We start from the raw sequence: 20833 nt of genomic DNA on the forward strand, positions 1-20833 counted from the left end.
CTCGCCTTACACATGGATGACCTGTCATGAAGACCCGCCTCGTTGACGTCCGTCGCACTGTTGCCCGTCCCATCTCCAGCTCCCGCTGGCGGATCGGCCTGCTGGCCGCCGTAGTGACCGTTGTTTTCGGCGGGCCCTTCAGCTCGTTCGCACAGGTGCAGCCGCAGGCCGGCAGCCAGGCACGGCAGGAGCAGGCGGCCAACGGCGTCCCGGTGGTCCAGATCGCCGCGCCGAACGCCGCCGGTGTCTCGCACAACCAGTACGAGCAGTACAACGTGGGGCGGCAGGGACAGGTACTCAACAACAGCGCGACCACCACACAGACCCAGCTGGCCGGCTATATCCAGGGCAACGCCAACCTGCAGCCTGGGCAAGCGGCGCGGCTGATCCTCAACGAAGTCACTTCCAGCAATCGTTCGTTGCTGCAGGGCCACGTGGAAGTGGCCGGTGCGGCCGCGCAGGTGATCATCGCCAATCCGAACGGCATCACCTGCGACGGCTGCGGCTTCATCAACACCACCCGTGGCGTGCTTACCACCGGCACGCCGCTGTTCGGCGGCGACGGGAGCCTGTCGGCGTTCCAGGTTGGCCGCGGCAGCATCCGCATCGAAGGCGCGGGGCTGGATGCAGACAACCTGCAGCGTATCGACCTGCTTGCGCGCGCCGTGGAAATCAACGCCGGCCTGTGGGCCAAGGACGTCAACGTGGTGGTGGGTGCCAACCACATCGACTACGACAGCCTTGCCACGCGCGCGATCCAGGGCGACGGTGCGGCACAGGGCTTCGGCCTGGACGTCGCCGCGCTGGGCGGCATGTATGCCGGCAAGATCCGCCTGGTGGGAACCGAGGCCGGCGTCGGCGTGCGCAGTGCGGGCGCACTGGTCGCCACGGGCGGCGACTTCGTCCTCACCAGCGCGGGTGACGTGCAGCTGACCGGCCGCACGGCGGCGGCAGGCAACATCATCGTCGACAGCGCTGGCACCCTCGCCGCCACGGGCGCGACGCAGGCCGGTGCGGACATGCGGCTGAGCGGTCGCGACGTACAGCTTGCGGGGACCGCATACGCGGCAGGCGTGCTCGATGCCCGCGCATCGCAGACCCTGGACGCCTCGGGCAACCTCCTTGCCGGGCGCCTGCAACTGGCTGCCGATGGCAACCTGCGACTGGCCGGGCAGGCCGAAAGTCGCGGCGACATCGACCTGCGCGCGGGTCAGCAGCTGGAAAATACCGGGCAGGTGATTGCCGCAAACCAGTTGCAGGCGCGTGCCGCCAGCATCGTGCAGCAGCAGGGCGCGCGACTGGCGGCGCAGGGCGCGCTGCAGTTGCAGGCGAACGGCCACATCGACAACGCCGGCGTGGTGATCGGCAGCACCGGCACCCGCATTGAGGCCGGCAGCTTGGCCAACCGGGGACAGCTCTACGGCCAACGGGACGCCACGCTGGCGATCAGTGGTCGGATCGACAACAGCGGGCTGATCGGCGCCGCGCAGACCTTGACCGTCACCGCCGGCGAGCTGCAGCAGGCCGCATCGGCCGAGCTTTCCGCCGGCACCGACGTCACCCTGGATGTTACCGGTGAGCTGGCCAACGCCGGCCAGCTCATCGCCGAGCGCACGTTGACCGCACGGGCAGACCGCCTGACCAACACCGGCACCACGGCCGCCAGCGACACCCGCCTGACCGTGGGTGCACTCGACAACCGCGGCCTCGTGCTGGGCTCAGGCACGTTGGACGTCGATGCATCCCGTCGCATCGACAACGCGGCCGCCGCGCGCCTGCGCGCCGGCCAGACGATCAATCTGCGTGCCGCGCAGCTGGACAACGCTGGCGAGATCATCAGCGACGGCGACCTGCGCATCCGTGCGGACACCATCGCCAACCGGCAGCGGCTGGAAGCAGCGCAGCAGCTCCAGCTCGATGCGCGCACCCTCAGCCAGACCCGGGATGGCCTGGCGCTGGGTCGCCAGCTGACGGCCACCACCACCGGCCAGCTCGATAACGCCGGGCGTCTGCACGCTACCGAGCGCATGACGCTCAACGCGGGCGCTCTGGACAACACCGGTACCGTCTACAGCACCCGTGACCTGCGCCTGGACAGCAGCGGCACGCTGCGCAATGCCGGCATCATTGCCAGCGACGCGGCGGTCACGCTGCGTGCGCAGGCGCTGGAAAATCTCGCCAACGGCGACATTTCCAGCGCGGACCTGCTCGACATCGACGTGCTGCAGGCGGCCAGCAACGCTGGCAACCTTTACGCACGACGCGCACTGGAACTGCGTGCCGCGCGCATCGACAACAGCGGCGCCGTCTACAGTGCAGGACGTGCCGACCTGGTGGCCAACGACGTGCTGACCAACCAGGGCAGTCTGGTGTCCGTGCAGGCGCTGGATGTGCAGGCTGCCTCGCTGGACAGCAGCGGCGACCTCGGCAGCGAGCAGTCCGACGTGCGCCTGACCACCACCGGTGATCTGGGGCTGACCGGAAAGACCATCGCCGCCGGACAGCTCAAGGCCGAGGCGGGCGGCACGTTGCGCCAGAGTGGCAAAGCCTACGCTGCCACCGGCGTGACCCTGCGCGCCCAGCGTGACCTGCAGTTGGCGGGCAACCTGGACAGCAGCGCGGACATCACCCTGCATGCCGGCCAAGCACTTACCAGCGACGGCGACGTATACGCTACCGGTGGGATCAGCGCGGATGCGGGCACCGTGCTGCGCAACACCGGCAGCATGCAGGCCTCCGCTGTCACCCTGGAGTCCGCGGCGGTTGAGAACCGTGGCCGACTGCTTGCCAGCGGCAACGTCGCCGTCAGTGGCGACACCGTCGACAACAGCGGCCAGATCGTGGGCGGCCTTGCGGCGAATGGCGTCTTGGGCAGCACCGGCCAGGTCACCCTGACCGCGAACACCCTGCTGCTGCAATCGGGCAAGGTGCACGCCGGCCAGCGCGTGGCGCTGCAAGCCAGTGGACTGGACCTGCGCAACGGCTTGGTGTGGTCGGGCGGCGAGCTGGTGGCACGCGCAACCGGCGGCACACTGGACAACAGCAACGGCACCCTGGTCGCTACAGGCACGCTGCAGTTGGAAACCACCGGCGAACTGATCAACCAGGGCGGCTCGTTGCAGGCAGCGCGCCTTGGCATCCTGGCCGCAGCGCTGGACAACCGCGCCGGCGAGCTGATCCAGACCGGCAACGACGCATTGACGCTCGCCTTCAGCGGTGCGCTGCGCAATGACGGTGGCCGCATTGCTGCCAACGCAACTGACCTGACCTTGGAGGTGGCGACCCTCCTCAACAACGGCGGGCGCATCGAGCACGCCGGCACCGGCACCGCGACCGTGCGGGCTGGCGCGCTGGGCAACACCAACGGCGGCCTGATTGTCGGCAACGGCGCCGTGTTGGTCGATGTCTCCGGCGACCTGACCAATACCACCGGCAGCCAGATCAGTGCCGGCCGCGGCGCGGACATCCGCGCGCGCCAGATCGACAACAGCGGTGGCCGCATCGATGCCGTCGGCAACCTGCAGGTGCGCGCCACCGAAGCCCTCCAGAACGTGGCCGGCACGCTGGCCCAGCGTCAGGCAGGCACCCTGCAGATCCAGGCGGCCAGCGTGGACAACCGCACCGGCCTGATCGGTGCCGAGGGCAATGCAAGCGTCATCACGGCCAGCCTGGGCAACCAGGGCGGCAACCTGTATGCCAAGCAGAACCTGACGCTGGACATCAACGGCGACCTGCGCAATGGCGGCGGTCTGCTGTATGCCGGCGGTCAACTGCAGCTGGACGCCGAGGGCGTGCTCGACAACCAGAGCGGCAGCATCGAAGCCTACGCAGCGGCCGGCATCACGGCGGGTGCGGTGGACAACCGCAGCGGTCGCCTGGTGGTGGATGGCAGCAACACGCTGACCGTCACCACCGGCGGTGCGCTCGACAACAGCGATGGTGTGCTCGGCAGCACCCAAGGCAACATCGCGCTCAGCGCCGCCACCGTCAACAACCAGCACGGCAAGCTGGTTGCAGGCCAGAATGCCACCCTGCAGACCACCCAGCTGGACAACCGCAGCGGGCGCGTCCACGCCGGCGCCGACCTGACCTTGGACAACGCATCGGCCACCGTTCTCAATGGCGCAGGCGAGCTTTCCGCAGGCAATCTGTTCACCCTGCGCGCTGCCAGTCTGGACAACACCGGAGGCCGCCTGATTACCCGCAGCAGCACGCTGTACCTTGGGGCGCTGAACAACGGCAATGGCGAAATCAGTGCCTACCAGCAGTTGTGGGCACAGCTGCAGACCTTCCAGGGCAACAATGGCCGCCTGTTCGGCGGCGCCGACCTGGAACTGCACCTGGCCGGGGACTACCTGCACCAGAACGCACAGCAGCTGCAGAGCAACGGCCGCCTGGCGCTGAACGTTGCGGGCACGCTGACCAACCAGGGCCGCATCGAGACCAGCGGCACCCTGGAGCTCAATGCCGCGCAGATCGACAACACTGCGGCGGGGACCATCAGCGCCGGCAACGGCGCCGGTACGGCCAGCGCGACGCTCACCGCCAGCCAGGGCATCAACAACCTCGGCCGCATCGATGGTGACCGTGTGCAGACCAGCAGCAACTGGTTCACCAACACCGGTACGGTGATGGGCGACCAGGTCACGCTGAGCGCCGGCACTGTCACCAACGGTCGCGAACTGGGCAGTACCGTGCCCGTGCGCGACTACAACGAGGGCCTGCTTGCCACCACCGGCACGCTGGCCATCAACGCCGACGTGTTCAACAACCTTGATGGCGAGCTGTACAGCATCGGTGACATCCGCATCGGCGGCCGCTGGGGTGGCAACGCGCAGCAGATCGTGAACCGCTCCGGGCGCATCCAGGCCGAACGCGATCTGGTGCTGCTGGCGCTAGGCGTGCGAAACGAGCGGCGTGTGCTGCAGTACGAACAGAAGACGTACACCGCGGAGGATCAGGCAGGGGATCCGGATGCCGGCCGGTTCGACGGTGGTGGCACGCCGTATGAAATCTACCAGCGGTACTGTGGCAATTCACAATCGCCCTGTTTCATCTGGCGTGACCACGGCGTCACCAACACAGATACCGTACTGCAGGGCACGCGCATCACTGCCTTCACTGCGGCCGGCCAGTTCCTGTCCGGCCGCGACATGCTGATCAGCGGCGGCAGCGTGGACAACATCTACTCGTCCATTGCCGCCGGCACCAACCTGACCATCAATGGTCGCGGTTCGTCCAACAGCGACAATCCGGCCGATTGGGCGGGCGTGGTCAACAACGTCGCCCTCACCGCCACCAAGACCATCCAGCGCGTCTCCGAATATGAAGTGGAGTACCAGACCTGCCGTGCCGGCCTGACCTGCCACGAAGAGCCACGGTGGGCCAACGGTGTGTTGAGCACCACTACCGTCACCAAGGAAGTGGCCGTGCCCGGCGGCAACGCCAGCATCACCGCCGGCCGCAACGTCACCATCGACGCGCGCGACGTCAACAACACCGTGGTCAACGCCGGTAACGGCGGCGTAGCGGCCGACATCGGCGGCTGGAACGGCGTGGGCGCGTATGTGCCCACCCTCGGCAACGGCAGCCAGGCCGGCGCGGCCACCGGCAACGCCGGCGCACCGGACCCGGTGACCGGCATTGCCACCGGCCCGGCCATCGGCACGGTCGGCGGCAACGGCCAGGGCCCGAACGTCGGCGCACCGGCACCGGGCACCAGCGGCGTGGTCAAGCCACCGCAGGTAGTAGGCACCGCGCAGAATCCGCTGCCGGGCCTGCTGGCGCCGGACAGCGGCCTGTACACCGTGAACCCGGGCAACCAGCGCTGGCTGGTGGAGACCGACCCGCGCTTCGCCAACTACGGCCAGTGGCTGGGCTCGGACTACATGTTCGACAAGCTCAACCTCAACCCCGACCAGCGCCTGAAGCGCCTGGGAGATGACTTCTACGAACAGCGCCTGGTGCTGGAGCAGATCACCGGCCTGACCGGCCGCAAGTACCTCGATGCCGACCTCGACAATGGCATGGACCAGTACCGCGCCATGATGGACGGCGGCGTGTCCGAAGCCGGCCGCCTGCAGCTCACCGTCGGCATCGCATTGTCAGCCGAGCAGATGGCCGCGCTGGACGAAGACATCGTCTGGATGGTGGCCCAGAACGTCGGTGGCGAGCAGGTGCTGGTGCCGGTGGTGTACCTGAGCCAGGCCACCGCCGACCGCCTGCAGCTGGGTGGCGCGGCGATAGCCGGCGAGAGCGTGGACATCCGCGCGAACAACGTGAACAACCAGGGCATGATCAAGGCCGACAGCCGCCTGTCGATCGACGCCGGCAGCCTGCTCAACGACCGCGGTGCGGTCACCTCCGGCGGCAGCCTGCGGGTGTCTGCGGTTGAAGACATCATCAACAAGGACGGCCTGATCCAGGGCGGCAGCGTCAGCCTGGTCGCCGGCCGCGACCTGCAGAGTGTGGCCAGCCTCGGTGTGGCCCGGATTGAATCGACGGGCGACATGGCCATGGTCGCCGGCCGCGACCTGTCGCTGGTCGGTGCGCAGACCAGTGCCAAGGGCAACGCTGCGCTGGTTGCCGGGCGTGACCTCAATCTGAAGACCCAGCAGAGCGGTGCGTCCGGGGAGAACTTCAACCGGACCACGCTCGATGTTGGTGGTAGCCTGGGCCTGCAGGCTGGCAACGATCTCACCCTCACTGCCGTGCAGGTCAAGGCGGGCAACAACCTCAGTGTGGTGGCCGGCAACGACATCAACCTCAACGCGTTGATCACCACGCAGACCACCGCGACCAAGTACGGCAGTTCAACTCGGGAGACGTTGGAAACCAGTGGCCTGAACGCGGGCGGCAACTTGGCGCTCGAGGCGGGTCAGGACATCAATCTGCAGGCGGCGGATCTCCAGGCCGGCAAGAGCATTGCGGCCATTGCCGGGCGTGACCTCAACCTGGACCAGATCACCACCACCGACAGCAGCGAAGAAGACATTCGTCGCAAGCGCTACTCCAAGCAGACCGAAGCCCACAACGACACCTCGCACGGTACCGTGCTGCAGGCGGGGGAAGGTATCGCGTTGGTGGCCGGGCGGGATGCAACGCTGACTGCCGCAACGGTGTACTCCGAGACGGGTGCCATCGGCATTTCGGCAGGTCGCGACGTCACCCTGACCACCGCCGAAGAAACCAGCCACTACGAGCAGGATGAGTGGAGCAAGAAGAAAGGCACCTTCTCCAGCAAAACCACGACCCGTCACGATGAAGCCAGCAGCACCCGCAATGTCGGCACGGTGCTGAGCGGGGAGTCGGTCAACATCGTGGCGGGCAACAACGTGGGCATCGCAGGGTCCGTAGTCGCGGCCGACAACGACATCCGTATTGCCGCCGGCAACAACGTCACCATTGAATCGGTACAGGACACCTTCAGTGAAGACCACAGCTACAGCCAGAAGAAGTCCGGCTTCTCTGCCGGCTTCTCCGGTGGCGTGGCCAGCGTGGGCTACAACAAGTCGCGCAACAACAGCCAGAGCTCGACCGATACGGCGACGCAGGTAGGCTCGGCCATTGGATCCATCGACGGCAATGTGGCGATCAGTGCCGGCAATCAGCTGACCATCGCTGCATCCGACGTCGCGGCAGGCAAGGACATGGCGCTGGCCGCGAAGGACATCCAGCTGCTGGCACGACAGGACACGGTGGATTCGCAGTCCAGCCAATCCAGCAAATCCAGCGGATTCTCCGTGGGTATCACGCTGGATCCCGGTGCGGCCTACCGCGCCGGCCGCGACGCGGAAACGGCCAACCGCGAGGACAGCGGGTCGTTCATCGGTGAAACCACCCGTACCGCAGACGGCATGATCGCCGGTTACCGGGCGGCTACGACGGCCATGGTGGTGCAGGCAGGCAGCCACCGTTCAAACAGCGCCGAGAACGGAAGCACCAGCGACGCGCGCGTCAGCCAGCTGACCGCCGGTGGCAACCTCACCCTGATCGCCACCGACGGCTCGATCACCAGCCAAGGCGCGCAGATGTCCGCGGAGGGCAATGCGGTGCTGGCGGCCAGCAAGGACATCGTCTTCGACGTGGCCCACAACACTGCCGCCAGCGGCAACAGCAGCGATGGCAAGGGCTGGGGCATTGCCAACAATACCGCCCACCTTCCGGTGGGCATGCACAACAACAAGGGCAACGGTGCCGGCGTCAGCGACACCATTACCGGGACGCAGTTGTCCGTGGGCGGGAATGCCACCTTGACCACCTCCCTGGGCGATATCAACCTGACCGGCAGCAACATTGCCGCCGAGGGCAACGTGAACGTCCACGCTGCCGGTGACCTCACCATCCGCAGCGGGCAGGACACGCGCACCAATGCCAATCAGTCCGACAACAAGGCGATCGGCACCGTGGTGGTTTCCGACACCGAGCGCTTCTCGGGTTACCACACCGAACGGCACCGCGACGCCAACGACCAGGTCACCCAGGTGGCGAGCAACGTGGCCAGCTTGGGCGGCAATGTTTCGCTGTCGGCAGGAGGCACCTACACGCAACAGGCCTCCAATGTACTGGCGGCCAACAGCGTGGACGTGGTCGCACGTGACATCCAGCTACTGACTGCCGAGAACAGCGGTAGCCAGATGAGTCGCGACGACAGCCTGAAGGTGGGTGTCTTTGCCCGCGTCAGTTCGCCACTCATTGATCTGGTGAACAACGTAGACGCCGCGCGCCAAGCCGATGGGCGCCTGCAGAACATGCAGGCGCTCGCCGCCGTCGCCACGGGGTGGAACACGTACAAAGCGGTCACCGGCGGGACCCTGGCCAGTGCCGAAGCCGGTGTCGGCTTTGCCACCAGCAAGAGCCAGTACGACGCCAACTACCAGACCTCGCAAGGCTCGACGATCAGCGGTGGTGGCAATGTCAGCATGACCAGCACCGCTGGAGACATCCATGTGGTGCAGGGCAATCTGAAGGCAGGCAGCACGCTGAGCCTGGATTCGGCCAACAACATCCTGCTGGAAGCGGCGCGCAATGAAGCAGCCGAGAAGGCGCGCAGCAGCTATTCAGGTGCGGAAGTAGGCGTCGGCGCATCGGTCGGCGCACAGACCGGCGTGTACGTCTATGCACAGGCCAGCGTAGGCAGCAGCCGCAGCGACGGACAGTCGTCCACCTATCAGAACACCCAGCTGATCGCTGACAATCTTCAGCTGACGTCGCGGGGCGACACCACGCTGCGCGGTGCCTCCGCGCAGGCCAACACGATTTCAGCGGACATCGGCGGCGATCTCAACATCGAGTCGCTGCAGGACCGTATCACCCAGGAGTCCAAGAGCAGCGAGGTAGGCGGTCGTGTGCAGATTTCCTTCGGTACGGCCTGGAGCGCCGGCGGCAGCGCCAGCTCGTCCAAGGCCAGCAGCGATTACACGGGGGTAAACGGTCAGTCCGGCCTGTTCGCTGGTGACGGTGGCTTCGACATCCGCGTCGGTGGCAACACCGACCTGAAGGGGGCCGTGATTGCCAGCACCGCCGACCCGAGCAGGAACTCCCTGATCACCGGCAGCCTCACCGCGTCGGACCTGGCCAACGAAGCCAGCGGCAAAGCCAGCAGCGCCAGCTATTCGGTCAGCAACGACGTGCTGAGCGGCAGCAAGTACGGTGCGGCGATGGGCGTCATCAAGAACGCGATGGGCGAGGGTAGCGACAGCGAGGGCCGTTCAAGCATCACCCGCAGCGACATCGCGGCTGGCACCGTGGTCATCGGCAACGGCGATACCACCGCGTTGGATGGCATGGAGCGCACCGCAACCACGCCGGCCGAAGCGCTGCAGCAGATTGATCTGCAGAAGCTGCAGAACAATGCGGCCGCCGAGCAGATCGGCAAAGCGCTGGTGTATGAGCAGGCGCAGAAGTTCACCGACGAGGCCTACAGGACCATGTTCCTGGAGGAGGCGAAGGTTTACGTGGTCGACCGCGACGAAGAAGACAATGTCAGGAGGGATGCAGAAGGCAAGGCCATTTTCCGTGAGTTGACGGGTGACGAGAAGAAGAGCCTGAAACCGGGCAAGGACGGAAAGATCCACATCGCGGACAACGGCATCAATAACGTACTTGAAGGTGCCGAAAAGTACGCAGACCAGCACTCCACGGCGGACGGTCCGCAGTACTTCATTCATTTTCCCAAGGCAACCAACGGCCTGTCCGAACTGCTAATCGCCGGCTATCAGAAGTACATGGAAAGTGACCTGCTTGGGCTGGCCAATGCAACCGAGCTGACCAAGCAGTACATGCTCGACTACGGTCAGAGCGGACTCCATCTTGATGGCCACAGCCGCGGATCGTTGACCATCGGAAACGCGATGGAATCCCTGTTGAACATGGAAAACCACGTCGGAAAGCTCAGTGGCACCACCATCAGCTTCCTGGGCCCGGCATACAACGCCGCCGCCGCTGACAACCTGTTGTCCAAGCTGCAGGACCGAAATTCCTGGGAGGTTCCGCAGGAAGGCGTACTGACCCTGCAGAACCATGCAAACGATCTTGTCGGTCGCTTTATCGGAAAGAACCCGATTACAGGGGGCGGCACGCCCGACGACTCGTCGTCGCTTTGGGAAAAGCTCCGCGTTCTGGGCGGCACCAATACCCCGCACAACTGCTATGGTGCCGCACCTAAGGGTTGCGAAAGGTTGTGGGAAGGGTCGCCTGGCCTTCAGTCCGCTCCGATCCCGATCAACCAGATTGACATGACAGACGCGAACAAGTTCTGGTACGAGTTCGAGAAGCGTCGGGGAGCGTTCAAGTGATCAGGCAAATCATGGTGATTTTTGCGGTCATTACGATGGCCGGATGCCTTCCCCGGAATGCATTCGCGCCGCCGCCGGACAACTGGGAAATGTGGAGGAAGCCAGGGACCGAGGAGGTGGTGCTGTGGAAGGACCTGCTGAACTGCGGCTATGACAGCCCCTTCGGCGGCCTGCGGGTGAAGGAGCGCGTGCCAAGAACGCTCAGCCAGGGTGCGGGCTCCATGATCTGCATGGAACGGCTCGGCTATACCCACTCTCCTCGAGGACGTGACACCCCGATCTGTCGCATCAGCGGCTGGAAGTCGACAGACGCGTGCCTGTTGGGGAAAGATATTCCGATACCCGATCCCCAAAGGCGGTTGAACGGTGCCTACTGCAAGCAGTACCCCAAATCGCGCGCGTGCCTTCCCTGATCAGCATTGCGCTGCTGGAAACCGTAGAGCGGGGGACCCCTTAGAATCCCCTCATGCCCGAGCTCCCCGAAGTAGAAACCACCCGCCGCGGCCTCGCCCCCCATCTGGAAGGCCGCAACGTCCACGGCGTGATTCTGCGCCGCCCCGACCTGCGCTGGCCGATCCCGCCGGAGATCAGCACGCTGCTCCCCGGGCAGGCCATCCAGGGTGTGCGCCGCCGCGCCAAGTACCTGCTGCTCGATACCGCCATCGGCAGCGCGCTGCTGCACCTGGGCATGTCCGGCAGCCTGCGTGTACTACCGGGCGACACCCCGGTGCGCGCACATGACCACGTCGACATCAGCCTGGACAACGGCCGCCTGCTGCGCTTCAACGACCCGCGCCGCTTCGGCAGCCTGCTCTGGCAGCCGGCCGGGCAAACCCATGAGCTGCTGGCAGCGCTGGGGCCCGAGCCGCTGGATGCCGCCTTCGATGGCGACTACCTGTTCGCCCGCAGCCGTGGCCGCAGCGCCTCGGTGAAGACCTTCCTGATGGACCAGGGCATCGTGGTCGGGGTGGGCAATATCTATGCGGCCGAAAGCCTGTTCATGGCCGGAATCAACCCGCTGCGCGAAGCGGGGAAAATCTCCCGCGCGCGCTACCAGCGCCTGGCCGATGCGGTGAAACAGATCCTGGCCTATGCCATCACCCGCGGCGGCACCACCCTGCGCGATTTCATCAATCCGGACGGGGCGCCGGGCTATTTCGAGCAGGAGCTGCTGGTCTACGGGCGTGAAGGCGAGCCCTGCCGCCAGTGTGGCCGGTTGCTCCGCCACGCCACCATCGGCCAGCGCGCCAGCGTCTGGTGCGGGCACTGCCAGCGCTGAGCCGTCGCGCGCCCGTCGCCTCCCGGGCGGTATAGTCCGGCCAACGTCACCGGCGGGGGTGTGCGATGGACGAAGGACCGGATATCACCGTGTGGCTGGATTCGGCCCGCGCGGGCGACCGCGCCGCGCTCGACCGGGTCCTGACCCTGCTCTATCACGAGCTGCACAGCATGGCCCGGCGGCAGCTGGCCGGGCAGCAGGGGCGCACCCTGGATGCCACCTCGCTGGTGCACGAGTCCTACCTGAAGCTGCTCGGCTCCCGGGGCGCGGCCCGCTTCGAGGACCGCGCGCATTTCTTCGCCTACGCCGCCTCGGCGATGCGCAGCGTGGTGGTCGACTACGCACGCAACCGGCTGACGCGCAAACGCGGCGGTGACCTCAAGCGGGTGGAGCTGCCCGAAAACAGCAGCAGCGGCGTGCGCCTGGATGAAGACCTGCTGGCGCTGGATGTTGCGCTGGCCCAGCTGCATGCGGTGGATGCGCACCTGGCCAAGGTGGTGGAACTGCGTTACTTCGCCGGCCTGTCCGAGCAGGAGATTGCCGATCTGTGCCAACGCTCGGAGCGCAGCATCCGCCGTGATTGGCAGAAGGCGCGCATGTTCCTGCTGGCCTCGGTCGGGGAGCCCTGAACAGCCACGCATCGTCCGGGGAGAGGACCGATGGAGGCGTCACGCTGGCGGCAGTTGTCCTGCCTGCTGGATCAATTGCTGGAACTGCCCGAACCGGCGCGTGAGCAGCGGCTGCTGCGCCTGCGCGCGGAGGATCCGGGGCTGGCCGACGATGTGGAACGTCTGCTGGCGCATGAGCGCGACAGCCACGAGTTCCTTGCACAACCACTCTGGACGGCGCCGCCCGAAGACAGCCGGGCGGGCACGCGGGTCGGTCCCTACCGGCTGCTGCGGCCGCTCGGCGAAGGCGGCATGGGCGAGGTGTGGCTGGCCGAACGGGCCGACGGCCTGTACGAGCGCCAGGTCGCCCTGAAGCTGCTGCGCAGCGGCTACGCCGATCCCGGCCTGCGCCAGCGCTTCAGCCGCGAACGCGAGATCCTGGCGCGGCTGCAGCATCCCAATCTGGCGCAGCTGTTCGATGCCGGCGTGGATCTGCAGGGGCAGCCGTATCTGGCGCTGGCCTACGTGGAAGGCGAACCGATCACCGAGCACTGCCAACGCCTGTCGCTGCCGTTGGAGCGGCGGCTGCAACTGATGCTGCAGATCTGCGCGGTGGTCAGCCACGCGCACGGCAACCTGATCGTGCACCGCGATCTGAAGCCCTCCAACATTCTGGTCACGCCCGAGGGCGAGGTGAAACTGCTGGATTTCGGCATCGCCAAGCTGCTGGACGACGATGACGGCAAGCCGCCCGCGCATCCGCCCACCGAAGCGCGCGCCTTCACGCTGCACTACGCCGCGCCGGAGCAGGTCCGCGGCGATCCGGTCTCCACGCTGACCGATGTGTACTCGCTCGGCGTGGTGCTGTTCGAACTGATCACCGGCCAGAAGCCCTATCGCCTGCGTCGGCACAGCGATGCCGAGTGGGAGCGCTCCATTCTGGACGTGCAGGCACCGCGCGCCTCGGCGGTGATGGCCCGCGTGGCCGCTGCCGGTGGGGAGCAGGCAGGGGCGGCCAGGCGCTTGGCGCGTCGCCTGCGCGGCGATCTGGATACGATCCTGCTCAAGGCCCTGCAGAAGGAGCCTGCGCAACGCTACGCCTCGGTAGAAGCACTCGCCCAGGATCTGCGCCGCTTCCTGGAAGGCCGCCCGATCCACGCGCGCCCGCAGCACGTGGGCTACCGGCTGCGTAAATACGTGGGCCGGCATCGTTGGGGTGTCGCGCTGGGCACCATGGCAGTGCTGGCGCTGCTCGCATTGGCACTGACCGCGCTGTGGCAGATGCAGCAGGCGCGGCGCGAGATCGCGCGTGCGCAGGCCATGCAGGATTTCACCGTGGGCCTGTTCGACCGCGCCGCCGGCGTGCGCCATGGCAGCTTCGATCTGCGCCAGCTGCTGGCCACCGGTCAGCAACGCGGTGAGGCCGAACTGCGCGATCAACCGCTGTCGCTGGCCGAACTGGAAGGCGTGATCGGTCGGCTGCGGATCGGCATGGGCGATTACCAGCTGGCGCTGCAGACGCTGGACCGACAGCGCGCGCTGCTGGAGGAGGCTGGCGAGGTACCGCCCACGCTGCAGCTGGAGGCGGTGACCCAGCGCGGCCGTGCGCTGCGCATGCTCGGCCGCTCCCGAGAGTGCGTGACCCACCTGACACCGATGCAGTCGCTGGCCGCCGAGTACCGCCTGCGGCTGCCGGCCGCGGTGGCCGAGTACCACGCCCAATTGGGGCGGTGCCAACAGCTGTTGGGCTACCGCGACGAGGCGCGCGGGGCGTTCGAGCAGGCCCTGGTGCTGCGCCGTGAGGTGCTGCGCGACACCCCCGGTACCTCGGAGAGCCTCGCCGACCTTGCCGCACTGGACGGTGACGATGGCCGCGCGCCTGCTGCCCTGGCCGGCTACCGGCAAGCGCTGCAGCTGCTGCAGGCTGGTGACACGGTGCGCTACCCCCAGTTGATCGCGCTGCGCCGGCACATGGGCGAGACCCTGGCCGCGCAGGGCGATCTGGACGCGGCCGAGCAGGCCCTGCAGCTTGCCGCCTCCGACGCCGTCGGGCTGTATGGACCCGATCACCCGGAAACCCTGTCGATCCGCCGCCTGCGCGCGCTGCTGGCGATGCAGCGGGGTGATCTGGCGCAGGCGCAGGCGCAACTCCAGCAGGTGCATGCCTTGACCCGGCAGGCCTTGGGCGAGCAGCACCGTGATACCGGGCTGACCTGGCATGCGCTGGGCCGGCTGGCGTTGGAGCAGGGCGACAGCGCGACGGCGATCGATGACTTCACCCGCGCCGTGGCGATCTGGCGCCAGCCCGATTGCGTGGGGCTGCTGCCGCAGGGCCTGTACGACCAGGGTGAGGCCCTGGCCCAGGCCGGTCGCTGGCAGGCCGCGCTGGCCGCCCTGCATGAGGGGCGACAATGGCAGGCGGCGCAGCGCGGCGATGACGATGCCTCGGTGCAGCAGGCCGACCGGCGCATGGCGGAGCTGATCAGCGCCCACGGCAACCCGCGGCAGGCCGGGGAGCAACTGGCGGCGCTGATGCGGCGAGTGGATCGGGCCGGGCCTGCCAGTGCGGGTCTGCAGCGCGCGCTGCAGCTGGCCTGGGCCCGCAACCTGGGCCGCATGGGCCAGACCGTGGAAGCGCGACGTGCGCTGGCGCCCCTGCTGGTGGGCGACGCCGCCGACCTGGACAGCCGCGCGCTGCGCTGGCGCGCCCGTGCGGCGATGGCTGAACTGGACTGTGGCACCGCACCCGCCCGTGCGCGCGCAGTGCTGGAGCAGCTTCAGCAGGAGCTGCAGGCGCAGTGGCCGCAGGGCGGACAGCTGCGGCAGGAGCTCGGGCAGATCCGGGAGCGCTGTGCGCCGGCCACGGTTGCGGCCACCCCGTCACCCCCGCTGGCTGAACGCCGCCCCGCATTCACCTCGGCGAATTAACGTCAGCGTGCCTATGATGGCCGGCCCTCCCTTGCCATCGCTGCCTGCATGCAACGACGCGACTTCCTCCGTAATGCCTCCGTCGCCCTGGCCGCCTTCGGCCTGCCTGCACTGCCGGCCTGTGCCGCGCAGGGCAGCCAGGTCGGCCTGCGCCGGCTGGGCCAGCCGCAGCCGTTCGATTTCGCCTCGCTGAAGGGGCAGGCCCGCGCGCTGTCCCAGGCCGCCTACCAGAGCCACAGGCGCACCCTGCCGGGTCCGGTCGAAGCGCTGAGCTGGGACCAGTACCAGTCCATCCAGTACCGCCAGGATCACGCGCTGTGGGCGGACCAGCCCGGCCGCTACCAGGCCAAGTTCTTCCACCTCGGCCTGTACTTCCACTCACCGGTGCGGATGTTCGACGTGACCGATGGCAAGGCGCAGGAACTGGCCTACGACGGCGCGGCGTTCGACTACGGCAAGAGCGGCCTGAAGGGCAGTCATCTGCCGGCCGACCTGGGCTTCGCCGGCTTCCGGCTCAACACCCGCAAGGACACCGACCGCGACTTCGCCGCCTTCCTGGGGGCCAGCTATTTCCGTGCGGTCGGCAAGGAAGGCCAGTACGGCCAATCCGCGCGCGGCCTGGCGATCGATACCGGCATGGGCAAGCCCGAAGAATTCCCGGATTTCATCGCCTATTACCTGGAGCAGCCGGCGGCCGACTCCAACACGCTGGTGGTGTACGCCCTGCTGGATTCGCCCAGCACCACCGGCGCCTATCGCTTCGCGATCACCAACGGCGATGTGTTGCTGATGGACATCGACTGCGCGCTGTACCCGCGCAAGGCCATCGAGCGCCTCGGCATCGCCCCGTGCACCAGCATGTACCAGGTGGGCGAGAACGACCGCCGCATGGCCTGGGACTGGCGCCCGGAAATCCACGACACCGATGGCCTGTCGATGTGGACCGGTGCCGGTGAATGGATCTGGCGCCCGCTGTGCAACCCGCACAATCTGCGCTTCAACATGTTCGTGGACAACAACCCGCGTGGCTTCGGCCTGCTCCAGCGCGACCGCAATTTCGATCACTACCAGGACGACGGCGTCTTCTACGAGAAGCGCCCGTGCCTGTGGGTGGAACCGAAGGGGCAGTGGGGCAAGGGTTCGGTACAGCTGGTCGAAATCCCGACCGTCGATGAAACCTTCGACAACATCGTGGCGTTCTGGAACCCCGAGGCCAAGCCGCAGCCGGGCCAGGAGCTGTTGCTCGGCTATCGTCTGTACTGGGGCGCCGAGCCGCCGGCGCGTACGCCGCTGGCGCACTGCGTGGCCAGCCGTACCGGCCTGGGCGGGGTGATCGGCAAGAAGCGCGAGTACTTCTCGTGGCGCTTCGCGGTCGATTTCGAAGGCGGCGAACTGGCCGCGCTGATCGACAAGGGCGAGGTGGAAGCGGTGGTCCAGGTCAGCCGTGGCCGTACCGAGATCGTGTCGGCGCGTCCGCTGCGCGAGATCAAGGGCTACCGGGCCATGTTCGATCTGGTGCCGCCGGATGACTCGACCGAGCAGATCGACATCCGCCTGTACCTGCGCAGCGGCGGCAAGACGCTGACCGAAACCTGGCTGTACCAGTACAGCCCGCCGCCGAAGGGCGCGCCGGAACGCACCCTGTATTGATCGCCCCCGTGGGCGGCGACCGCTTAGCGGTCGTCAGCTCCCGGGGGACGTTCAGTGGCCTGCTGCAGGGGAGAGCCGACTTCCACGGTCCCGCGCCGGATCTTCGACCACGTTTCGTCTTGCCAGCGCTGGTATTTATCCGGGTCCCAGTACTTGGGGTCGTACAGCCGATCGGCCTTGATGGTTTTGGTGACGCCTCCCTCGCTGTAGACGATATCCACGTTGTTGGACATCGAGCCAGTACGGCTGCCGGTCATGGCCCGCCGCCCGCGATTGAGCACTGCCGCGATGCGAGGCTTGGCAACCTCATCGCCGTACTCAGCACGCAACTCGCTGGCCTTAGCGCGCGCCACGGCGTGCTGCTCCAGCGGTAGGGACGCCCAGTACTGGTTACGAAGGTCGACAAACAGCGGGTATCCACGCTCTGCTGCGACGTCCATCCAAGCGAAAGCCATCACAGGATCGGAGGGCATTTCGACGCCGAACCAGTACATTTCACCCAGGTATCCTTGAGAAGGCTTGTCGGCATAACGCGCCGAGAGCCGAAAGTTCTCCATCGCTCCCTTGGGATCTCCCCGATGCAGCGAGGCAACACCCCATTGGCGATACATCATGTCCGGATGGCTGTCCATGAAGCCTGCGCCGACCACGGTGGAGCCCATATCGAGCGAAGAGGAGCCACTCTGCGCAAACAGAGGGAGCGGACAAAACAGCAACAGCAGGGTGAGCGGGGCCGCAGCGCGCTTCATGGAAAATCCATCTTCATCCGTTGGTTGATGCAGCGTAGGCTGCATAGCGCCGACTGTACATCTGTCGAAAGCCATGGGTTTATAGCGGCAGACGCGCCTGCATCGGGTCGATGCGGCCCTCACCGCGCGTGATCTTCTTGAACTCCGCGCGGCTCACCGACACGTAGCGCTCGTTGCCTCCGATCTCCACCTGCGGGCCGTCCTGCACCGCGTGACCGTGTTCGTCCACGCGCACGGTCATCGTGGCCTTCTTGCCGCTGTGGCAGATCGTCTTGATCTCCTGCATCTCGTCGGCCCAGGCCAGCAGGTACTGGCTGCCTTCGAACAGCTCGCCGCGGAAATCCGTGCGCAGGCCGTAGCAGAGCACCGGGATGCGCATCTGATCGACCACCTCGCTGAGCTGCCAGACCTGGCTGCGGGTCAGGAACTGCGCTTCATCGACCAGCACGCAGCCCAATGGACCGTGCGTGTCGATGTCATCGGCGATCAGCTGCTGCAGGTCGGTGTCCTGCTGGAACGCGATCCCATCAGCCTTCAGGCCGATCCGTGAGGCCACCACGCCGCGCCCGGCGCGATCGTCCAGCCGTGGTGTCAGGATGGCCACGCGCATGCCCCGCTCGCGGTAGTTGTGTGCCGACTGCAGCAGCGTCGTGGTCTTGCCGGCGTTCATCGCCGAATAGTAGAAATAGAGCTTGGCCATCGGCCAATTCTAGACGCCCAGGCCCGTCCCGGGGCCGTTAGATGCGGAGGCCGGACGCTTTTGTCCGGTGAGGGAGATTTGCACGCCCCGGCTGGACGGCCCGCTACAATGCCCCTCCCCTGGAGATGGCATGCACGGTCTCAATCCTCCCCAACACGCGGCAGTGATGCACTGCGAAGGTCCTCTGCTGGTGCTTGCGGGCGCGGGCAGCGGCAAGACGCGCGTGATCGTGGAGAAGATCGGTCAGCTGATCGCCAGCAAGCGCTACCCGGCGCGGCGGATCGCGGCGATCACCTTCACCAACAAGTCGGCCAAGGAAATGCGCGAGCGCGTGGCCAAGCGCCTGCGCGGCGACGATGCCGATGAAGTGACGATCTGCACGTTCCACGCCCTGGGGCTGAAGTTCCTGCAGATTGAGCATGCGGCCGTCGGGCTCAAGCGCGGCTTTTCGATCTTCGATGCCGACGATTCGACCGCGCAGGTCAAGGACCTGATGTACGGGGCCAAGCCGGACGACATCGAGGACGTGAAGAACCTGATCTCGCGTGCCAAGAATGCCGGGCTCTCGCCCGAGCAGGCGATGGCCGCGGCGCGCAGTACCCGCGAGAAGGAAGCGGCCAGCGTCTATGAGCGCTACCAGCTGCGCCTGACGGCCTTCAATGCAGTGGATTTCGATGATCTGATCCGCCTGCCGGTGCAGGTGCTGGAAGAAAATCCGGAGATCGCCCTGGCGTGGCGTGAACGGATCGGCTACCTGCTGGTCGACGAATGCCAGGACACCAACGATGCGCAGTACCGGCTGCTCAAGCAGCTGGCCGGCAGCAAAGGTAACTTCACCTGCGTGGGCGATGACGATCAGTCGATTTACGCCTGGCGCGGTGCGAACCCTGAAAACCTGCAGCAGATGGCGCGCGACTATCCCGCGCTGGAAATCATCAAGCTGGAGCAGAACTACCGCTGCTCCAACCGCGTGCTGCGCGCGGCCAACGCGCTGATCGCCAACAACCCGCACGAGCACCTGAAGAAGCTGTGGAGCGACCAGGCCGACGGCGAGCGCATCCGGGTGTGGGAATGCCGCAACAGCGAGCACGAAGCGGAAAAGGTCGCGGCGGAAATCTCCTTCCTGGCGACCTCCAAGAAGATTCCGTGGAGCGATTTCTGCATCCTGTTCCGCGGCAATTTCCAGTCGCGGCCGCTGGAAAAAGCGCTGCAGCTGGTGCGCGCGCCGTATCACATCACCGGTGGTACCGCGTTCCTGGAGCGCCAGGAGGTCAAGGACACGCTGTCCTGGCTGCGCCTGCTGGTGAACCCGGACGACGATACCGCCTTCATGCGCGCGGTGCAGTCGCCCAAACGCGAAGTGGGCGCCGGTACGCTGGCCAAGCTGGCCGAGCTGGCGTCGGAAAAAGATCTGCCGATGGCGCATGCGGCCGAAGCGATCGGCGCGCTCTCGCAGTTGCCGCCGCGCGCGGCCAACGGCCTGAGCCGCTTCACCGACATCCTGCGCGACCTGCGCGCGGAGATGCCCAAGCTCAGCTCCGGCGATCTGGTGCGCAAGCTGGTGAAGGACTCCGGGCTGGTCTCGGACCTGCGCAGTTCGTGCAAGGAAGAGTCCGTGTACCAGCGTCGTCTCGGCAATCTGGAGGAACTGGCGCAATGGTTTGAAGGCGGCCCGCGGGGTGCATCGACGGCGGATCTGGCCGCGCAGCTGGCGTTGCTGTCGCGCAACGATAAGGACGATGGCGGCAACCAGGTGCGGATGATGACCATGCACGCCTCCAAGGGCCTGGAATTCCCGTACGTGTTCATCATCGGCTGCGAGGACGGCGTACTGCCGCACCAGGTCAGTCTGGACGAAGGCAACCTGCAGGAAGAGCGGCGCCTGCTGTATGTGGGCATCACCCGCGCCAAGGTGCAGCTGTGGATGAGCTACAGCAAGCTCACCCGCAAGTTCGGCGAGCATGTACGGCTGAAGCCGAGCCGTTTCTTCGACGAGATTCCCGCTGAGGAAATGCAGCGCGACGGTGCCGATCCCGTCGCCGATGCGGCGCGCAAGAAAGAGCGTGCGAGTGCCGGCTTGGCGGCGATCCAGGCGTTGTTCGACTGACCCAACGCCCTGGTAG

The 20833-nt window shown here is 66.6% G+C and carries 9 protein-coding genes; 7 read left to right on the top strand and 2 right to left on the bottom strand.

Annotation, left to right across the window (positions count from 1 at the left end):
* Positions 1-26 precede the first annotated feature (26 nt).
* From AC13F7_RS13710 to AC13F7_RS13735, 6 genes are all read left to right on the top strand, one after another.
* Positions 27-10796, top strand: a complete 10770-nt coding sequence (locus AC13F7_RS13710; RefSeq protein WP_483001353.1) for a hemagglutinin repeat-containing protein — start codon at positions 27-29, stop codon at positions 10794-10796.
* On the top strand, positions 10793-11209 hold the full coding sequence (locus AC13F7_RS13715) for a hypothetical protein (RefSeq protein WP_483001356.1): 417 nt from the start codon (positions 10793-10795) through the stop codon (positions 11207-11209). Before AC13F7_RS13710 ends, AC13F7_RS13715 begins: the two co-directional genes overlap by 4 nt.
* 53 nt (positions 11210-11262) lie before the next feature.
* The gene (gene mutM, locus AC13F7_RS13720) at positions 11263-12075 is read left to right on the top strand and encodes a bifunctional DNA-formamidopyrimidine glycosylase/DNA-(apurinic or apyrimidinic site) lyase (RefSeq protein WP_483001358.1); all 813 of its coding nucleotides are present in this window, start codon (positions 11263-11265) and stop codon (positions 12073-12075) included.
* Positions 12076-12140: 65 nt separating this feature from the next.
* Positions 12141-12704 (top strand): ECF-type sigma factor, encoded by a 564-nt coding sequence (locus tag AC13F7_RS13725; RefSeq protein ID WP_483001360.1) that lies wholly within the window; start codon positions 12141-12143, stop codon positions 12702-12704.
* 30 nt (positions 12705-12734) lie between these two features.
* Positions 12735-15611, top strand: coding sequence for a protein kinase domain-containing protein (locus tag AC13F7_RS13730; protein WP_483001362.1), 2877 nt, complete (start codon positions 12735-12737; stop codon positions 15609-15611).
* 48 nt (positions 15612-15659) lie between these two features.
* Positions 15660-17261: an OpgD/OpgG family glucan biosynthesis protein gene (locus tag AC13F7_RS13735; RefSeq protein WP_481467725.1), complete on the top strand. Its 1602-nt coding sequence runs from the start codon at positions 15660-15662 to the stop codon at positions 17259-17261.
* Positions 17262-17284: 23 nt separating this feature from the next.
* Here the strand turns inward: AC13F7_RS13735 and AC13F7_RS13740 are convergent, their stop codons facing one another.
* Positions 17285-18010: a sel1 repeat family protein gene (locus AC13F7_RS13740; protein ID WP_483001364.1), complete on the bottom strand. Its 726-nt coding sequence runs from the start codon at positions 18008-18010 to the stop codon at positions 17285-17287.
* Positions 18011-18089: 79 nt separating this feature from the next.
* A complete protein-coding gene (locus AC13F7_RS13745; RefSeq protein ID WP_346468097.1) occupies positions 18090-18710 on the bottom strand; it encodes a thymidine kinase in 621 nt (206 codons plus the stop codon).
* 130 nt (positions 18711-18840) lie between these two features.
* Here AC13F7_RS13745 and AC13F7_RS13750 point away from each other — a divergent pair, with 130 nt between their 5' ends.
* A complete protein-coding gene (locus AC13F7_RS13750; RefSeq protein WP_088435328.1) occupies positions 18841-20817 on the top strand; it encodes a UvrD-helicase domain-containing protein in 1977 nt (658 codons plus the stop codon).
* Positions 20818-20833: the final 16 nt, after the last annotated feature.

The organism is Stenotrophomonas sp. K-6, assembly GCF_056861555.1.